This window comes from Niveibacterium sp. 24ML (assembly GCF_026586805.1).
GTDB lineage: Bacteria > Pseudomonadota > Gammaproteobacteria > Burkholderiales > Rhodocyclaceae > Niveibacterium.
Genome location: NZ_JAPFHA010000010.1, coordinates 19449 through 35466 on the forward strand (window position 1 = coordinate 19449; position 16018 = coordinate 35466).

A 16018-nucleotide genomic window follows, 5' to 3' on the forward strand; every position below is an offset into this window, starting at 1 on the left:
GTGGTCGAGTTGTACAAAATGGATGTGAAGGATGTACGAAACGGCATTGATTGATGTACGAAACGGCGTTCGGCGATGTATGAAACGGCAATAGGCCAATGAATGTATAAAACGGCGGTGGCTGATGTACGAAACGGCAGTCAGGGGGGTGAGGCGCATGTCACGTACGATCCCTGTGCTCAGCTTGAGACATTCAAGCGCGCAAGGCGCTTGTTATTGTGCCCTTCCGCGCTTGAGCTGGTCAGTGCTGGAGACGCAAGGATCTTGAGCGACTTACGCGTCCAGTTGTTGAGCGCTTCAGCAACTCAATAACTGAGCAACTTAGGTATTGACTCATGTACGAGTGAAGTGCCGGAATGGCTTGATACCTACGCGATTCCGGAGTTGAGCAGTTAAATATCTGGAACATTGAAAAGTGTTGATATAGCGGGATTTCCTCGTAGAAGATTGACCGACCTGCACGCTTGTACTATCGTGCAATGAAATAGTGAAATCGTGGAGTCGTGCAATGAGTTTGTCTGACTTTGAAGCGAAACTTCCCGCTGCAGTCGCTGCAAAATTGCCGGGGGCGCCCGTTGATTCAGAGCAGGGTACCCAAGCCCCGGTTACTGACGCTCGAAAGAAAACGTTGCGCAACAAACAACCAAGCGAGCAGCTGCAGCAAGTTGCTGTGTACTTGACTGAATCTCAGCTGCAGCAGATTGACGACGAGCGGGTGGCGGTGCGTCCAATTTTGTCGCGCTCAGAGTTTCTGCGTAGCGTTGTTACACGCTCGCTTGCTCGAAGCAAGCGCTAAGGGTTGTAGCAGTGTCAAACAAATTACCCGACCTGCGCGTCTTGCTCGACATGTCTGAAGTCGAAAAACTCGAATTGCAGGCTGCTGCAATCGCTGCTGCACGTGCTCAGCGGGGAGATGTCCGGCAAGGTTTTGTACGTTCGACACTCTTGCAACTCGCGACATCCATGCGTCACGAAATCTTCGAATGCGCATGCGACCGAGACCTTGAAGCCGCCGTTGACGTGGGTGATCAGTTGTTTGAAGAGTTCTTCTCTGTTCGTGAGTTGCTTGCTGCACGTCCTTGCGTTGAAGCGCGCGAGCGCGGCGCAGATGAAGTCTGGGGTCCTAAGCGGCTCATTGCAGATCCTGTTGTTGTGTCGTCGCGCCACTCGACAAGCGAGTTAAGTTTCCTCCGGTGGCGTTCAGCAGCTGGGCGTGTGATCGACAAGGATCGGGGCGTAACGATTACGTCGCTAGTGCGCGAAGGTCTTTTGATAGTCGATGCGCTTGAAATGTCTGCTGTTGCCGGAAACCGGCGATATGCAAATCAGGTGCGACGTGATCTGTACTTTCAAGACCTGGAGTTCGCGGGGCTGTACAAACTCTCGACGAAGAAAGACATGCCCCGGTTTGATGTTGTTGGCACTGTTCGTGACGAGACGCGTGCGAAGAAAGCGAGCGACCTGTGATTATTTCATTCCTTGGCGCTAAGGGCGGTACTGGAAAAACTACTCTGGCCCACGCTTTCGCAGCCGGGGTCGTGATCGAGAAAGGTCTCTGCATCGAAGAAAGTTGGTACGTCTTGACCGACGACCGCGAAGTCTTTCCAGATGCTCAGCGCCCTTACCGCGTTCGCGATGGGCGAGATCCGCGTGAGCTTGAGCGCTTCGTTAACTTGATGCTGAAGCTTAATCGCGAGCAGCCTGACCATCGCTGCGTGCTTGTCATAGACGGCGGCGGCAACCGAACTGAGATCGACGACTGGCTCTCAAGCGTCTCGACTTTGTGCGTGCTACCTGCGGACCCGAGTTTCGAGTCTGTCAAGCGAGTCTGGCGCGATGCTGAGCGCATGCCGTCAGCTGTGATCTTACCTAACCGGTGGCCGACCAACAGTTTTGCCGCGCAGGCGGACAAACCCCTGCTTGAAGTTCTTCACCAAGAGTTTCCGGGCCGGGTGCTAGAGCCCCTGCCTTCGATGCACGCAGTGAACAAGTTGCTTGCGGCAGATTTCACAGCGCTCGACAGCGGACAGCGGACGTTTTGCCGTGCGGTTGCAGACCGCGTGTACCACACGGCAAGGGCGCGGAGTGCTGGCTCATCAGGCGATCAAAGTTTGGTGGAACGATAGTACAAATGCGACATGAACGGAGCGAGAAATGAAGAGAGAAGATGTTGAACTGCCACCAGCTGAGGCTGCACATGCAGCTGCGGCCGAGAAGGGGGGCAAGGCTGTTGCGCGGTACGCGCAAGACGATCAGCTAGCAGACGGGTGGGCACACCGGCAGGACCCGCACTATGTAAACGGGAAGTCGCAGCTGCGCGGGCAGATCCGCGCGCTCGTCAGTTTCGGACACTGCTGGCACTCGCGCATCGCAGCGTTGCCGTGGGGCCCCGCGCTGCTCACGGGGTTCTCGATCTTCCTGCTCGCTTTTGCGCTCTACGCATCGCGCGCACCTCGGCTGTTCGAGTCGCATCCCGCCGCCGCAGCGGAATCGCGCAACGAACGCAGCCAGGTCAATAGTGAGGTCGTGCGGGCAATTCGATGGCAGCCAACAACTCAAGTCACGCGCGATGACGTAGCGCAGCACAACGTGACGCTCGCAGGCGAGCTGCCGAACTTCGTCAAACAGCAGCTGGACGCGTTAAGCAAGACAAACAAGCTGTCAGCTGACATCCCGTGCGCCGAGTTGACCGCTATCACGAGCAGCTGGGCGAATCCGTCGACGGGCAAGCCAGACGTTCCTCTCTGCCGGTCGGCTGGCGACACGATCTACATCGCGAGCGTCGTGCTCAACGAACGTCAGCAGCTGCAGCCATGGCTGGGTGCGTTTCACAAAGCAGACGGGTGGCACTACGTGAATGTACAGGTGCCGGGCCTACGGACAGCTGAAGTCAGTGGTTTCGAGACTATTCCGGCTGCGCGCATCGCCCCATCGCTCTTGAGCGCGTTCCCTGAAATCGGAGGTGTGAAATGACTTCGCTGATCGAAAACGCCTTGAGCGCGCTTGCGGTCTTGATTGAGCTGATCTCGCAACCATTCAAACTGCTGTTCGGACTGTTCATGTTTGTGCTGTCGCTGCCACAGCGCGCCATCACGTCTGTATACAAACTGGCACGCAGGACGCCGCTGAAGCGGCTCGGCGCTCAGATCGACGCACGTTTCTCAGACGCGAACATCGAGGCGTGGTTCGACAAACGCTTTGCGAACGCCGTTGACCCCGCACACCGGGGCGACGTAGATGCAGTTGCTGAGCAGCTCTACCCGCGCGCTCAGCATGCGTGGCTATATGAAGAGCGCATCCCGGCACATGTACGGCTGCCCGTCGTCGTTGACGGCCGTCTGCCGAATGGCCAGCTGATCGCAGAAGGCTTGGCACCCAGTCTGATCGACACAGCTGCGGTCGGTGTCGCAGCTCGCAAGGCCGCGCGCGTCGGCGTGATCAACGCGTTCGTCATGTTCGTCGCGCTCGTCGCTGCGTGTGCGATTCTGTTCGGACATCTCTCCGGCAGCGATGCGCACGCTGCTGTCAGCGCGGATCAGCTGACCGGTAGCTATTGGTCTCAATCCGAGTTCGACGCAGCACTCGCGGATGCACAGAAGTCAGCTGACCGGGTCGCGTTCGTGAAGGCGCTCGGGGCAAAGTCGCTTGTCTTAACCGTTGACCTGCTGGTTGCAGCCGCCGGGGGCGTCTTGTTCGGCGCACTCGTTGGGTTCGCGCACTTCCGCAAGCTGCTGTCGTCGAGTGTTGAGGCGCGTCTCGAACCCTACGCACGGCTGTTTCTCGACTCGCTGCGCCGATACCACGAACGCTTCGACCGCGTGCAAACATCGCGCGCGAAGTACAGCGAGACGATTGCTCGCTCGAACAAAGACGAATCGTTCCGCTTCAATTTCGGCATCTCAACGGGGGACGCCTTGTTCCGAGGCGGCCTGAGCTGTCCTGAGCCGCAAACGGTGATGCAGCTGTCTTTGTCAGAAATGGGCAAGGGCGGGATATGGTTTTTCGGCGATACAGGCCAAGGTAAGACTTCCCAGCTGATCCTGCCGCTCTGCCGGCAATGGATTACCGCGATGCGCGACAGCGCTACGGGTTTTGTGAAAAGCGCGCTGTGGGTTTCAGACGCTAAAGCGGTTTTGTGGCGCGAAGTGAGCGCGCTCGCAAGCGACTTGTGCATGTCTGAGTTTGTCCGTGTGATTGGAATCGCAGACAACGAATTTGGAGTCGATCCGCTCGAAGGCGTTGATCCGCCTGTGGCTGCTGACATCCTGACCGGCGCAGTTGATCAAGCGACCGGCGGCGGAAAAGACGGGTCCGGCGCGCAATGGAAACTCGCTGCTGCTGATGCGTTTCTGCAGACAGCAATTATTGCCCGAGCTTGGGAGAAGACGAGCGATGGGGTCAGCTACATGAGCGAAACTAGTGAGCGATGCTATTCGCTCGCTGCTATCTACCGACTCGTGACTGACGTCGAACCCTACTCGCGCATGAACCGCGCGATTGAAGCGATCAACGAGGCAATTCAACAGAACTCCGGTCTCGGAGGATTCGCATCGCTTGTCGGACCGTCTCTCGAAAACGCAATTACCTACATGTGCATCGACTGGCGCGCGCTCGCTGCGGAAACGAGAACAAGCGTCTTGTTCAACGTGCGAAATGCACTAGGGATGCTGCTTACTCATGACGGGTTGTATTACAACTTCTCGTCAGGGAACCCCCGCCGTCTCTACGACGTCAGCGAGGCATTCGACAAGCGAATCACTCTTGTGAACCTCCCGGAAGGGAATTACGGTGTTGCCGCGCGCTTGCTGAATATCTTCATCAACAATCGCATAAAGATTGAAGCGAAGCGCCGCGAGGATTGCGATGGGAAGATTTCTGAGAAGTCGCGACTCATTTGCGTATTCGACGAAGCCCAGAATCTACTGATAAAGGGCAATTTGTGGGCAGATAGTGAGTGGTCAAACATCGCTAGATCGTCCGGAGTCGTCGGTGTGTATTCGACTCAGCATTTGACAGCAGTGAACATGTCACTTGGTGAGCATGCTGCAGCGAACATGAAATTGAATCTGTCGAACGCAATTGTCTTACAGACGCGCGATCCAGCAACCTTCGAATTCTTCAAAAGTTTCGTTGGCACTGCAAAGCGCTACCAAATTCGCAACGACGGTGAATTCGAGAGTTACGACGCTTTCCGACGCATGACCGGGCTCGATGCGATTGAAGAAGTGCAGGTGCCGGTCCGTCTAAGCGAAGATTCAACCCCATACGTGCGCAAGTCGCTATCAGCTGTCTTCGACATCCTGCATGTCACGCAACCATTCGAATTCTCGCTCGGTTCGACATCGCTCTCTCTTGATCTCGATTACGCGCCGCCTTTAATTGAGGTAAATCCGGGGCAGCCTTCGGGCAACTCATCTGAGTACCGGAACTTCATGCGCGCGGCAAAGCACCGCGCTGAAGACAAGCGCTCTGAAGCACAGAGAGACGCGTCTGAAGAGCCCATCCTGCGGCCGGAGGATTTCGCGGCAGCTGGCAACCGGGCGTTCTGCTTGTTCCAAACGCCAAACGGTTTCAGATATGACTTCGTGCATGTAAATGCACCTCGTGCAGGAGAAATGCAATGAGCAAAACGTGGTGGGATATGACTCAAGACGAGCGTCTCGAAGCACTCCGCGAAAAGCACTCGTCAAAACGCTGGCGCGATGAAAGCTATGGCCGTTTTCGAAATGAAGCGTCGAACCTTGCACAAAGCGCTTACGACGAGCACTGCGCGCACGAGCAGCTGAAGGGTGATTTCGGGCAGCGGATCGAGAGCGCTCAAAACCAAACAGAGAAAAAGCACCTGCAACTGCAGCTTGCAGTCATTACAGCTGATCACGACCAGCACGTCGCGGAGCGTGCTGCGGGGGTCCAAGGAGTTGTAGGCGATAAAGAACAGCAGGTGCGGATGCAGCAGTTTGCAGCAGCTGCTGAGCAGCAGCGGGCGACAGCGCTGACTGCGCTGCAAGCGTTTGAAAAGCTGCACAAGCTTAGCGACAACCCAGCTGCCCAGCTCCAAGGGCAGGGCCGGGGCCAGGACGAGCCAAGCGCTTTTGCTACCCCCGTTCAAGAAGCGCACGCAATTAAGGCCCTCCAGCGCAATCTCAACGCGACGGCTGAAAACACGGGACAAGCGTCTTGGCAATCCATTGCTGCGGGGCACGAACGCGCCCAAGCGAACGCTGACCTGCTCGGCTTCGACGTCGATGAAGTCATGCGCAACCTTGATCTTCAGCCTGCTGGTTCGCTCGAACGCCGCATGACTGACAAGTGCATTTCTGCATGTGCTCGCAATGAGCACCGCGCTGTACCACCGCCGAACGTTGTGAAGTCAATAAGCGAGACGGTCGAGAGGGCGACGCAGAAGCAATCTGACGCTGATCGCAAGCGCCAGTCAACTTCCGCCCGGCTGTGACCACCGAGGACGACTTTGACGACAGCGACGAGCGCGCAGCTGCGCTCGTCGAGCGCATGCGCATTCAGCATGAAAGCGACGCAAACAACTGTGCGCGAATCGAGCGCGCAGTTCGCGCTGGAATCGAGCGTGCATGCGCTCAGATCGCTATTCAGCGCGAAGAATTCGAGGCAAAGCGGGCCAAAAAGAAAAGAGTTTCAGCGAATGAAAGTCGCGCAAATGCTATTGACTTGCGCGCAGAAGAAGATGCTCGCGCGGAAAATGAATTGCTCAATTCATTGTCGTCTCGGAATCGAGGGAATAGAATTGCATTGGAATTGGAGAGTGAAAGTGCGAAACATGAAAAGCAAAGCGTGTTTAGTAGTTTGCTGGAGCAGCTTGACGCTGCTCGCGACGCCCGTGTTTGCGTTCAAGTCGAAAGCGAACCCGCCCACAGCCGCCCCGGCGGCGGCGCAGTCGGCGCCGAGTGCGGCACCAGTTGCGGCTCCGGCACCGGCCCCAGCGCTGCAAGCGACGCAACCGACGCAGCCGCCGACGACGACGAAGGAGACGAGGGCGACGACGGTGGAGCCGTCCCCATCGCGCGGATCGCGCGCTGAAGATGCGGTCCGCTACACGCCGCCTGCCGGTTCGATCAAGTTCGCAAAACCCCTTGGCGATCAGAAAGTCGATAAGCCCAAGTCGCTTGTGAAGCCGGCTGCGAGCGGAAAGAACGAAGACGTTTGGGGCGCTCTGGCAGCGCAAAAATGATGATTTACGACCAGTTCACTGAAGCGCGTGAAGGTCTCATCAAGACTGCAGAGCAGCTTGAACAATACCTCGCGCGACTTGAGCCGCACGTCAATCCAACTCTATTGACTTGGGAGGCGTGGGAGACGTTCTGTGACTGCCGCCGGGGTCTTGACCGCGCGCTGAGGACTCGCATTCTGCGTCAGTACGACATCGTGCTGCTTACTGAAATCGAGAAGATCGTGTCGCGAATGTTCGACGTGCAGAACAGAATTGCCGCTGCAAGTTTGAGCTGGGCGCCGACACCGCGCCCAGCGTGGAGGCAAAGATGACTTCGCTGATCGAGAAGATACTGCTATTGACTGCAGATGAATTCATGAAACGGGCGGGCGCTGGATTGCCGGACCCACAGCTGCAGCCTATGCGGTCAGAATTGGCGCGCGACGCGCTGGTTGAAAAGCGTGAAATCGCAATTGCGGGGAAAAGTGTAAACAGCTGTAACAAACCCCGCTAAATAGTGCAATTCGCGGGTTTCACTAAATGAAAGTAATAATCCGGCCGATTCTATTTATTGTGATTGCGCATTGAAAGTGATAGCGTATTAAACATGCAATTACGAAAAGAGGCGGTGCGAAATGGATGGCACGGACAAATTAGTGCTTTGGCTCTATCGAGCCGGGGCGGCGGCGGCGGGCGCAATAATCGTGCTCGCTGCTAGCTCAGCGAACTTACTAAATCTGAACGCGCTCACCTGAGCGCGTTTTTCATTTCTGGCTATTGACTTGAGATGGTTCGTCGAGTCAATCGCACAAGGAGATGTGCAGATGAGCGACATCACGATTTTCGAAGCATCAGCTGACGCTGACGAAGACAACTTAGTCGTGCTCAGTGCGCTCGATGCGCTTGCGCACCCTGTCACCCCTGCGCCCGGCGCGGCGGTGACGATGATCTTCGGGAACAGCGCTGCATTCGAAGCGTTCCTTGCGGACCCAGCGCGGTTCGCGTCTGAGCTTGCCGAGCGTGCGCGCAAGCTCGCGCACGCAAGCGACTTGGTTATCAGCTGACGGAGGAGGCACAGCATGTCATTCGAGTCATTCTTGCAGCATCAGCGCTCGCGCGCTGACCGGCCGCTGCCGTCCGGGCAGCGCAATCACTTCGAGAATATCGACACGTCGCGGATCTCGCAGCGACTTCCAGTCGAAGCACCTCGATCCAAGTCGCTTGGGTATTTTGCGAGCGAGCGGGGCGGCAGCATCTACGCGCCTGATTCAGCTGTGCGGGTCAACTGGGACGCGATCAAGCTCGAACCCATCGCGCGGCAGACCGCGCGCGATCAGCGGAGCGAAGCGGTTGCAAACAAACAGCTCAGCGAAAGCTTGGACGCGCGACAAGACGCTTTGATGTCGCGGATGTCGAAGAAAACGGACGTCCAGCCCGCTGCAGCTGTCTCGCAAGGTATGCAAAGTCGCTTTGCCGACCTGTCGCAGCGCATTGATTCGTCGCGCGCGACGCGAGAAGCTGACCGGCTGAAGCAATCCAGCGGTCAACAAGTGCCGAAGATCAGCTGACAGGGGGAGACAAACATGAAACTCAATACACAAGCCCCGGCAGGTCGGTATATCAATGCTCGCGATGGTGCGCTCGCGCTCGCACTTCTGCAGCATGCAGACGCCCCCGAAATTCTGGGAACGGTGCGTGTATATGAAACGCAAGACAATACCCAGCTGCCTGCGTTTCATCTTGAAGCAGAAGGGTATGAGATGCCAGTGCTCGTGCTCGTCGATGACCCGAAGTCTGCATTGCGGTTTGAAGTGTCGGGCTATCAGACAGTCGAGAGCTATTTCGACGAACCGCAGAGACGCAAATACGCAACTTTCTTCAAGCAGCTGTGCGAGCGTCAAGGATGGGGCGTGGATCTCTTCTGTGTGCTGAACGTCGTGCACTGGTTGTCCGAGCGGCAAATTGATCTCTGGGACGATGCTTTAGCAGCTGCAAACCTTGCAGCTGCAGCGAGGGCGCATTTTTACGATTTTGTAGAAGCTGTGCAGTTGCGAGAACCTGCGCTGATGCAGTGATGGAAACCCCGTCAATGAAAGCCCGCATATGCGGGCTTTTTTTGTTTGTGGACATATCAGGAACGCTACCGGAATTGCACGCTCGCTTTCCAAAAAATCCGATCAGGTGGACATATCAGGAACGCATCATAAAGCCACCTTATCGACTTCCATGCATATTTATTCATGTGGTGAATAGCAAGGGGTTTCACCAAATCATAGTCGGAAAAATCCCGTTTTTTCACCAAACGATAGTAATAAACGGTTGTTTTACGTGAGAACGGTTAGAAAAATTATTGATTGGTAATATCTTTCTGAAAGGCCGAAAATGGAATCACTGAATCACTGAATCACTGAATCACTGAATCACTGAATCACTGAATCAACGAGGAGCTTAGCAATGACGAAGAACGAATTGCGCGCAGTGAAAGCAGCAGCACATGCAGCTCGTGAAGATGCTGAAGCATCTCTGCAAAGCATGTTGCAACTTAAAGCAGTGCTCGACGCGCAAATCGAAGCTGCGCGCTGGCGTGCAGCGAGTGCCGCACGTCGTGCTGTTGAAGTCGAAGCGCAAATCGACGCGTTGATCACTGAATTACTGTAATCACTGAATAGCTGAATCACTGAACGAAAGAATTGCAAATAGGAGCTACAAAATGCGCTATGGACGCAATAATGAACTCATTCCGGTTACTGAAGCTGAGGAAGCTATAGTCGGAAAAGCAACAATGCTGCTAGATCAAGCAATCAAGCTGGGGAAAGTTGAACCGCGTTACAACATGTACTACCGCAAGGAAGGCATCAAGTACAGAAAGCATCGAAAGTTCAGAGTCCTCGATATATCAAAAGACGGGAACGACGTGCTGTTCAGTAGCTCTGATCTGCTGCAGGGCAAGTACTACACCAGCTCTCGGAATACCCGTTTCTTCTTGTTGAGGAAAAGGGGTCGGAGCGTACAAGCTGACTATACAAGCGCGCAAATGTTCTCGTACCTTGATCGATGCTCAGATTATCTCGGTGACATCATTGAGATGCTAATAGAGAAGTTGAAAATCACTCCCCCAGCGCGAGTCCGAAAGGGCTACAAAGTAGTAGTGCGTGACAAGAACGGACGCCTTCGCAGCGTTTACGACGGTAGCCTTTGGACGCGCCTGCGCTGGCGGAACGAGACGGCGAAACGCAACGCTGGCAGCGGGTTCTATTACTTTCGTAATGCGGACGATGCAATCCGCTCGGCATCAAAGATACCAGACTGGAACGTGAAGGACCTCGTGCTTGTAGAAGTTGAAGCCGGAGGGGCCGAGTTCCGTGTCAGCGAAAACGAGCTTCGCTGCAGCTACCTGCGGACAACAAAGATCGTCGGTTGTATTGCCGACTTGCAGCAGAAGGTCGGTGCAAGCGCCGAATTGGCGAATAGCGCGGCGCAAGTTGTTAGTGGTGCATGCTCTGCAGTTGTATAGCGAAAAGTAGCAATGCTATGAATAAAGAAGCCATTCTGATTGCAAATCAGGTTGAAGAGATTCTTGAGTATGACGACCGGACGCCGCCACGATGGCACGGACATGTCGGGCACGCTAGTGCATTAAATAGCGGGCTGGTCATCACGCGAAGCTATGCAAGCCCGCGCGAAGGAGCAAACGAAGAACGCCTGCGGGTCTTCGTTGAAGGCAAAACTGCGCGACTTGTCGGTTTCGATGAAAACAATCGACACTTCGACATAAGTCGCAATATCGATGCTGTGGAACTAATGCAACTCTTTCTTCGGGAAGCAATTGCAGGTTGTAGGGCAGTGCGGGACTTCGTAGAAGCGTTGCGCAAACACCTCGGCGAGTACGGAGAGCCGCTATGAACAACAAACAAGACGAAAAGGATTATGTTCGAATCACTGTCACGATTCGACCGGAGCAAAATATTGCTCTTCGTAAGCGCGCAATCAGTGAGGGTGTTTCGATAAGCCGTCAGGTCAAGGACGCGCTAGACATTGCTGCAGAAGCAAAGCGCGCTAACGCTGTCAAAGAGAAGAAGTGAAATTAGGAATTGAGTGCAATGCTGACTCAAGACAAACCAGACTTCCGATACGACGCGCGATGCCCAAGGGGCGTTGGGCTGTGGAATCTTTTCTTTCCGGCAATTCGCCACGACGGAGACTATGAAAGCAAAGGCGCTGTCGGAAAGTTGCTCATTGAAAGATCCGGTCGGCAAGCGATTACAATCTCGGCGGGACATGGATGGTCTTGTTTAGTGACAGCACCGTTCGATTTGAGCTTGTACGACGAAACTGTGTTGATCGCACTGACATACTTAGCCGGCTTGAAATCAGCTTCGGAAAATTCAAATGACGGTTCAGCAGAAGTCTATACAGGAGACTATACGACAACATTTCGTCGAATTCACGAAGCAACTTGCAGCAAAGATCACTTCAGACCTGGCTTTACTGCGAAGCGCATCACTGCATCGCTTGCAAGACTTGAGAGTGTGATGATTACGCTTTACAAAGACACGGGAAATCAGAGTGAGCTAAGAAAAGATTTTCCTGAGCATTGCTTTATTAAGTCAAAAGTTGTAGGTGAAGATGTAAGGGTAATCCTTAGCGAATACCTCACAGCTGCTTTGCAAAAACGTGGGGAATTCGGGGGTTGGTTTTTGTTGTCGCTCGGCGAGCGCGCGGTGCTCGGAAAGAACGAAAAGGCGAAAATCGGTCATCGTTTTCTCTCTGTGCACTGCCTTCGTCCAGCGGCTGGTCACACATCGAAGGGACAATTCATTCCTTTGCTAGACTTTGTTGCAGCAGTCAACGGAGGAAAAGAAAAGCTTGAGAAGATGAGTCACAAGACGCTTTTGAACCGAGTTTACGAAGCGCGAAAGCTTGTGAAAGATCTGCACGAATCTCTTAAAGGATTCGGCTGGACAATCGGATTGCAAGGGCGCAGCAGGAGGCACGGAGAGATTTCTGACCGAGTCTACGTAGAGCGAAGAGAAGAGAAGAAGAAAAAGCTCTTATAAACACCCGCTCGGAGCAGTCAAGAAGTTGGCCGATTCGGCACTGTCGGCCATTTCGGCGGATATGGATGCGCTTTACGCCAAGGGCGGGCGACCTTCGATTCCGCCAGAGCACGACCGACCCCGAGGCGAGGCTCATGCGCAAAGGCAACGGCCAACCGGCCAAGCTCAGCTACGGCGGCCACGCCTTCATGGAAAACTGCAGCGGCCTGTGCGTAGATCTGCTCATCACTGACGCCACACTGGCCGAGCATCAGGGCGCGCGCCAACTGCTCTACCGTGCCCTTCGCCGGAAGATGCATCCGAAGACGCTGGGGGCCGACAAGGGCTACCACGTGAAGGACTTCGTCGCGCACCTGCGCGAACATCAGATCAAACCGCACATCGCGCGCACCGAAGTGCGACAGACACCGAGACTTGATGGACGCAGCACTTGCAATTGTGGGGTCTGGCCGGGGCAGATTTTGGTGTTCAGGAACGCTTTCCGGTGCTCCAACGCCCCGTGAAGGTCGGGGTGAATTGCGGTGCAAGCCGGGGCAGAATTTGGGGGCAAACCGGGGCAGATTCGTGGTGGAGACTGGCAGTCTGACGCAGCGTAACCACCCAGCGAACGGGGCGCCAACCGAAGTTGCGGCCTTCGCAATCTAAATATGTACAAATATGTCTTGCGGAAACAATGACTTAGAGCGCTTTTAATCAACGAAGTTGTGGTTTATGGCCGGGGCAGATTTTGGTGAAGACGGGGGCATTTTCGGCGCAAACCCGCATGCGTGGACATATCAGGAACGCCCGTGGACATAACGCCGACAAACGGACATATCAGGAACGCTTTGGTGGCGGGCGGGGCGGATTTTTGGTGAAGGCCGGGGAAGGGGCGGGGATGGCCGGGGCAGTTGGGTGGCGTAAGGTCTTGAAAAAACAAGACTTCGTGGGTGCGATGGTGTTAAAAGAAATGATAAATACGTATACCCATGTTAGAGAGCCTTTGCGCACGACGGTGCAAAAATACGGCGGCCTACGGCCGGGGCACCCCTACGGGGCTCCCCCTCCCTACATCGACGCCCCCGCAAGCGGGGGCCAGATCGCACCCTGCGGGTGCTGGACGGCACCCGGCCCTCAGTTCGACCTGCCTGCCGTCCAGCTTCAATAGCCCGCACCGGCCCAAGCGGGAACACCGTGGGGCGCTGCCCCACGCCCCGCCCTCGCCGCCGGGGGCTCGCGGGGGTTGGGGACAAACCACCCCAACCCCCACGGCCAGAGCGTGTTTTGTCCCGAGGCCGTACAACCCCCGCCCGTCGGACAAGTCCGACGGGTCGAGGGTCTGACGGAACAGGGCGTGTCAATCGAACGAAAACCGCCTCAGCGGCGTTTTCAGGTGCAGGGATGGGGTGAGACGTGGAGAAGGGGTCAAGGATCGCGCAGCGACCGCGCAGCGGCCTGTCCTTGACGCCTTTGGAGCGTCGATAAGCTCCGGGTGAGCGGGGCAGGGAAGTCTTTCACCTGCCCCGGTTGCCCCACGGCGAGTGCGGGGTGTGGGGCAGCGCCCCACGGTGTTCCACTGATTGAAATCAGCTACTGCGGCGTGACAACCGGCACAATTCCGGATGCGCTTCTGCATCCAAACAACCTTCCTTGACGATGCAAAACACTGAATCTCAGTCACCCCCTCAAGGGCGCTTGTGCCTCTCCATGGTCAATGTGACCGGCGAACTTTCGGCGCTCAAAGCCCGCTCGGCCATCAAATCCGAAATCGAGGCTATTGCGGCCGGCTACAGCCCGCACGATCTGGGCGTCATCCGAGTCTTTGCGACGATTCGCCAGGTTTCGCAGATTGGCACCGGACGTTTGGACAAGCTGCTCAAAACCCTTGTCGACGCGATCCCCGCGCTGCAAACCATCCAGTTGATCCGAGAGCCCGGGCGGCTCTCCGCGGAGCAGATGATGGCCCGTGCCCAGGAGGGCGAACGCGACATGACGGCCATCATGGAGCGGGCAGGGCGCGAGGAGACCGAAGATGCAAGTCCCGTTTAAGCGTGTCGTGATGCCCACCCAGGCTGAGTTGCTGGCGTGGGTACGCGAAACACCGCCGGCGTGGGCCAACCAGACCATCAAGTCCTGGGACGACGTCTTTCCACGCAGTGGTGCCGTTGATGTTCTGAACTTCGTCTCCGAGGAGCGCTGGTGCGTTGGGGACATCGACATAAATGCCGTGGTCGGACAATGGGACCACTATGCAGGTTGCACCTGGCGCGACGCCATCCTTGAGCCCAAGTATCGGGCTGGACGAATGGTCAATGTGCTGCACATGCTCGACAAGAACCCCGGCTACTACACAGCGCGGATTGGCGAAGCCAAGGAGATTTACTTCAGCTCGGTGGATGGCGAGAGTTGGTATTCGGACGGCGGTGGCAACCACCGAACGATCGTTGCGAAATTTGCGCTGGCATTCGCCGCAGAGAAGAGCGGGCGGCCTGTAACGCTTACCAACGTGCATCTGCATCAGTATGAGGTGGACTGGCACTGCCACAGCCTTTACCTGCGACTGCGCGCCCTGATCGAAGAGCGCGACCTCGGCATCAACATTCATTTTGAGCGACACCGTTTGGCTCAAGTGGAGAAGGGCGTTGAGCGGTTTGGCACGGTCTTTTTCGTTACGGACTGGCGACACACGGGGAACGCGCTGAGCAATCGCGCGCTGATGAATCATCTCGACAGTCAGGAGTTTTGCGCCTACGCGAACTGGGTGCTTGCCTCTGATGGAGTGCTCAGTCGCCAGGATCGCATCAAAGTGGGTTGGCAGAAGTGGTTCGGTCGCCACCCCAACTCGTTGGTGTTTCCCGGTTTTCGGGCCCGTCCTCATACAAGCCGTATGCAGTTCGTCGAGGAGCTGCAGGCGCTCGCTGGAGCGACGCGCTGACTGCGGCCGGCAGTCCGGGCTTTGTTCTACGACTGTTGTACGTTGGCCTCGCGCCCGTTTTACTGCGATCCCGACGCGATCCAGTACGTGGGCAGCGCAATAACTTCTCGGGCGACGGAATAGAGGTCGCGCCACTCAAGATAGCGGGCGTGCGCCGAGTGCACCGTCACGACGCCGGCTTGGTGCAGCGCGTACCGGCTGCGCGTCACGTGGAAGTATTGGGTGACGACAATTGCCCTGGTGAAGCCGCGCTGCCGCATGATCGCGGCACTGTTTTGCGCGGTGGCCTGCGTAGTGTTACCCATCTCATCGAGAATAATGGCCGTTCGAGGTAGCTTCCGCTGATCGATCAGGTAGTCCGCCATCACGCGAGCTTCGCTGAAGCCTTCCTTGCCGGTGCCGCCGCTAACGATCACGTGCAGAACCAGACCTTGTTGGTAGAGGTCGGCGGTTCGATCCAGACGCGCCCGCAGGCGCGCAGATGGCGTCCCGTCAGGCATGACTTTCGAGCCGAGAACAACGGCAACATCACTCTTTGTCGCGTCGTCGTCCAGGCCATCCACTGCAATTACCGTGACACCGGCCGCGAACAAAAACGCCAGACCAATGGCGATGCGCTTCAATGCCTTCATGGCTTGGCTGCCGCGCTGGTGGCCAGCTTCTCCAGAATGATCTTGCGCTGCTCAGCGTAAATCGCGTTGCAGATCCGTGGTTCGTCGAAGCCGTATTTGGCGAGGCAGAAGTCAGCGAACTCGGAGTGCTGGGAAGAGGAGAGGGTCGAGAAATCCTGCACGTCGCGTTCGTCGCAGTCCATGTATGAACGATACAGGATAGTCGTGCTTGGGTAGCGCTTCACGAAGGCGA

At 56.2% G+C, this 16018-nt stretch carries 21 protein-coding genes and 1 pseudogene; 20 read left to right on the forward strand and 2 right to left on the reverse strand.

Annotated features, from left to right (window positions below; genetic code table 11):
- The first annotated feature begins 508 nt into the window (after positions 1-508).
- The 20 genes and pseudogenes from OPU71_RS10240 to OPU71_RS10335 all read left to right on the forward strand — a co-directional run bounded on the left by OPU71_RS10240 (position 509) and on the right by OPU71_RS10335 (position 15154).
- On the forward strand, positions 509-796 hold the full coding sequence (locus OPU71_RS10240; protein ID WP_267727863.1) for a hypothetical protein: 288 nt from the start codon (positions 509-511) through the stop codon (positions 794-796).
- 11 nt (positions 797-807) lie between these two features.
- The gene (locus OPU71_RS10245) at positions 808-1467 is read left to right on the forward strand and encodes a hypothetical protein (RefSeq protein ID WP_267727864.1); all 660 of its coding nucleotides are present in this window, start codon (positions 808-810) and stop codon (positions 1465-1467) included.
- A 71-nt stretch (positions 1468-1538) separates the two neighbouring features.
- Positions 1539-2126: a hypothetical protein gene (locus tag OPU71_RS10250; protein ID WP_267727865.1), complete on the forward strand. Its 588-nt coding sequence runs from the start codon at positions 1539-1541 to the stop codon at positions 2124-2126.
- 28 nt (positions 2127-2154) lie between these two features.
- The gene (locus OPU71_RS10255) at positions 2155-2973 is read left to right on the forward strand and encodes a hypothetical protein (protein ID WP_267727866.1); all 819 of its coding nucleotides are present in this window, start codon (positions 2155-2157) and stop codon (positions 2971-2973) included.
- On the forward strand, positions 2970-5624 hold the full coding sequence (locus tag OPU71_RS10260; protein ID WP_267727867.1) for a TraM recognition domain-containing protein: 2655 nt from the start codon (positions 2970-2972) through the stop codon (positions 5622-5624). Before OPU71_RS10255 ends, OPU71_RS10260 begins: the two co-directional genes overlap by 4 nt.
- Positions 5621-6454 carry a hypothetical protein gene (locus OPU71_RS10265; protein ID WP_267727868.1) on the forward strand — a complete coding sequence of 278 codons (834 nt, stop codon included), beginning with the start codon at positions 5621-5623 and terminating at the stop codon, positions 6452-6454. Before OPU71_RS10260 ends, OPU71_RS10265 begins: the two co-directional genes overlap by 4 nt.
- A complete protein-coding gene (locus OPU71_RS10270) occupies positions 6451-7053 on the forward strand; it encodes a hypothetical protein (RefSeq protein WP_267727869.1) in 603 nt (200 codons plus the stop codon). Before OPU71_RS10265 ends, OPU71_RS10270 begins: the two co-directional genes overlap by 4 nt.
- 147 nt (positions 7054-7200) lie before the next feature.
- Positions 7201-7515 (forward strand): hypothetical protein, encoded by a 315-nt coding sequence (locus OPU71_RS10275; RefSeq protein WP_267727870.1) that lies wholly within the window; start codon positions 7201-7203, stop codon positions 7513-7515.
- Positions 7512-7697, forward strand: coding sequence for a hypothetical protein (locus OPU71_RS10280; protein WP_267727871.1), 186 nt, complete (start codon positions 7512-7514; stop codon positions 7695-7697). Before OPU71_RS10275 ends, OPU71_RS10280 begins: the two co-directional genes overlap by 4 nt.
- A 310-nt stretch (positions 7698-8007) precedes the next feature.
- Entirely contained in the window at positions 8008-8247 is a 240-nt protein-coding gene (locus OPU71_RS10285) for a hypothetical protein (RefSeq protein WP_267727872.1), read from the forward strand.
- Between the two features lie 15 nt (positions 8248-8262).
- Complete coding sequence (locus OPU71_RS10290; RefSeq protein ID WP_267727873.1) at positions 8263-8751, forward strand: hypothetical protein; 489 nt, start codon at positions 8263-8265, stop codon at positions 8749-8751.
- A 15-nt stretch (positions 8752-8766) separates the two neighbouring features.
- Positions 8767-9258: a hypothetical protein gene (locus OPU71_RS10295; protein WP_267727874.1), complete on the forward strand. Its 492-nt coding sequence runs from the start codon at positions 8767-8769 to the stop codon at positions 9256-9258.
- A 379-nt stretch (positions 9259-9637) separates the two neighbouring features.
- A complete protein-coding gene (locus tag OPU71_RS10300) occupies positions 9638-9841 on the forward strand; it encodes a hypothetical protein (RefSeq protein ID WP_267727875.1) in 204 nt (67 codons plus the stop codon).
- A 52-nt stretch (positions 9842-9893) separates the two neighbouring features.
- The gene (locus OPU71_RS10305; RefSeq protein ID WP_267727876.1) at positions 9894-10697 is read left to right on the forward strand and encodes a hypothetical protein; all 804 of its coding nucleotides are present in this window, start codon (positions 9894-9896) and stop codon (positions 10695-10697) included.
- A gap of 17 nt (positions 10698-10714) precedes the next feature.
- Positions 10715-11086, forward strand: coding sequence for a hypothetical protein (locus OPU71_RS10310; RefSeq protein WP_267727877.1), 372 nt, complete (start codon positions 10715-10717; stop codon positions 11084-11086).
- Entirely contained in the window at positions 11083-11265 is a 183-nt protein-coding gene (locus OPU71_RS10315; RefSeq protein WP_267727878.1) for a hypothetical protein, read from the forward strand. Before OPU71_RS10310 ends, OPU71_RS10315 begins: the two co-directional genes overlap by 4 nt.
- A gap of 18 nt (positions 11266-11283) precedes the next feature.
- Positions 11284-12240, forward strand: coding sequence for a hypothetical protein (locus OPU71_RS10320; protein WP_267727879.1), 957 nt, complete (start codon positions 11284-11286; stop codon positions 12238-12240).
- A gap of 104 nt (positions 12241-12344) precedes the next feature.
- Positions 12345-12671 (forward strand): annotated as a pseudogene (locus OPU71_RS10325) (transposase); the annotation flags it as partial.
- Positions 12672-13926: 1255 nt separating this feature from the next.
- Positions 13927-14268, forward strand: a complete 342-nt coding sequence (locus tag OPU71_RS10330; RefSeq protein WP_267727880.1) for a hypothetical protein — start codon at positions 13927-13929, stop codon at positions 14266-14268.
- On the forward strand, positions 14252-15154 hold the full coding sequence (locus OPU71_RS10335; RefSeq protein ID WP_267727881.1) for a hypothetical protein: 903 nt from the start codon (positions 14252-14254) through the stop codon (positions 15152-15154). The genes OPU71_RS10330 and OPU71_RS10335 overlap by 17 nt, the downstream gene beginning before the upstream one ends.
- A gap of 59 nt (positions 15155-15213) precedes the next feature.
- Here the strand turns inward: OPU71_RS10335 and OPU71_RS10340 are convergent, their stop codons facing one another.
- Positions 15214-15786 carry a YdcF family protein gene (locus tag OPU71_RS10340; protein ID WP_267727882.1) on the reverse strand — a complete coding sequence of 191 codons (573 nt, stop codon included), beginning with the start codon at positions 15784-15786 and terminating at the stop codon, positions 15214-15216.
- Positions 15783-15968 carry a hypothetical protein gene (locus OPU71_RS10345; RefSeq protein ID WP_267727883.1) on the reverse strand — a complete coding sequence of 62 codons (186 nt, stop codon included), beginning with the start codon at positions 15966-15968 and terminating at the stop codon, positions 15783-15785. Before OPU71_RS10345 ends, OPU71_RS10340 begins: the two co-directional genes overlap by 4 nt.
- Positions 15969-16018 lie beyond the last annotated feature (50 nt).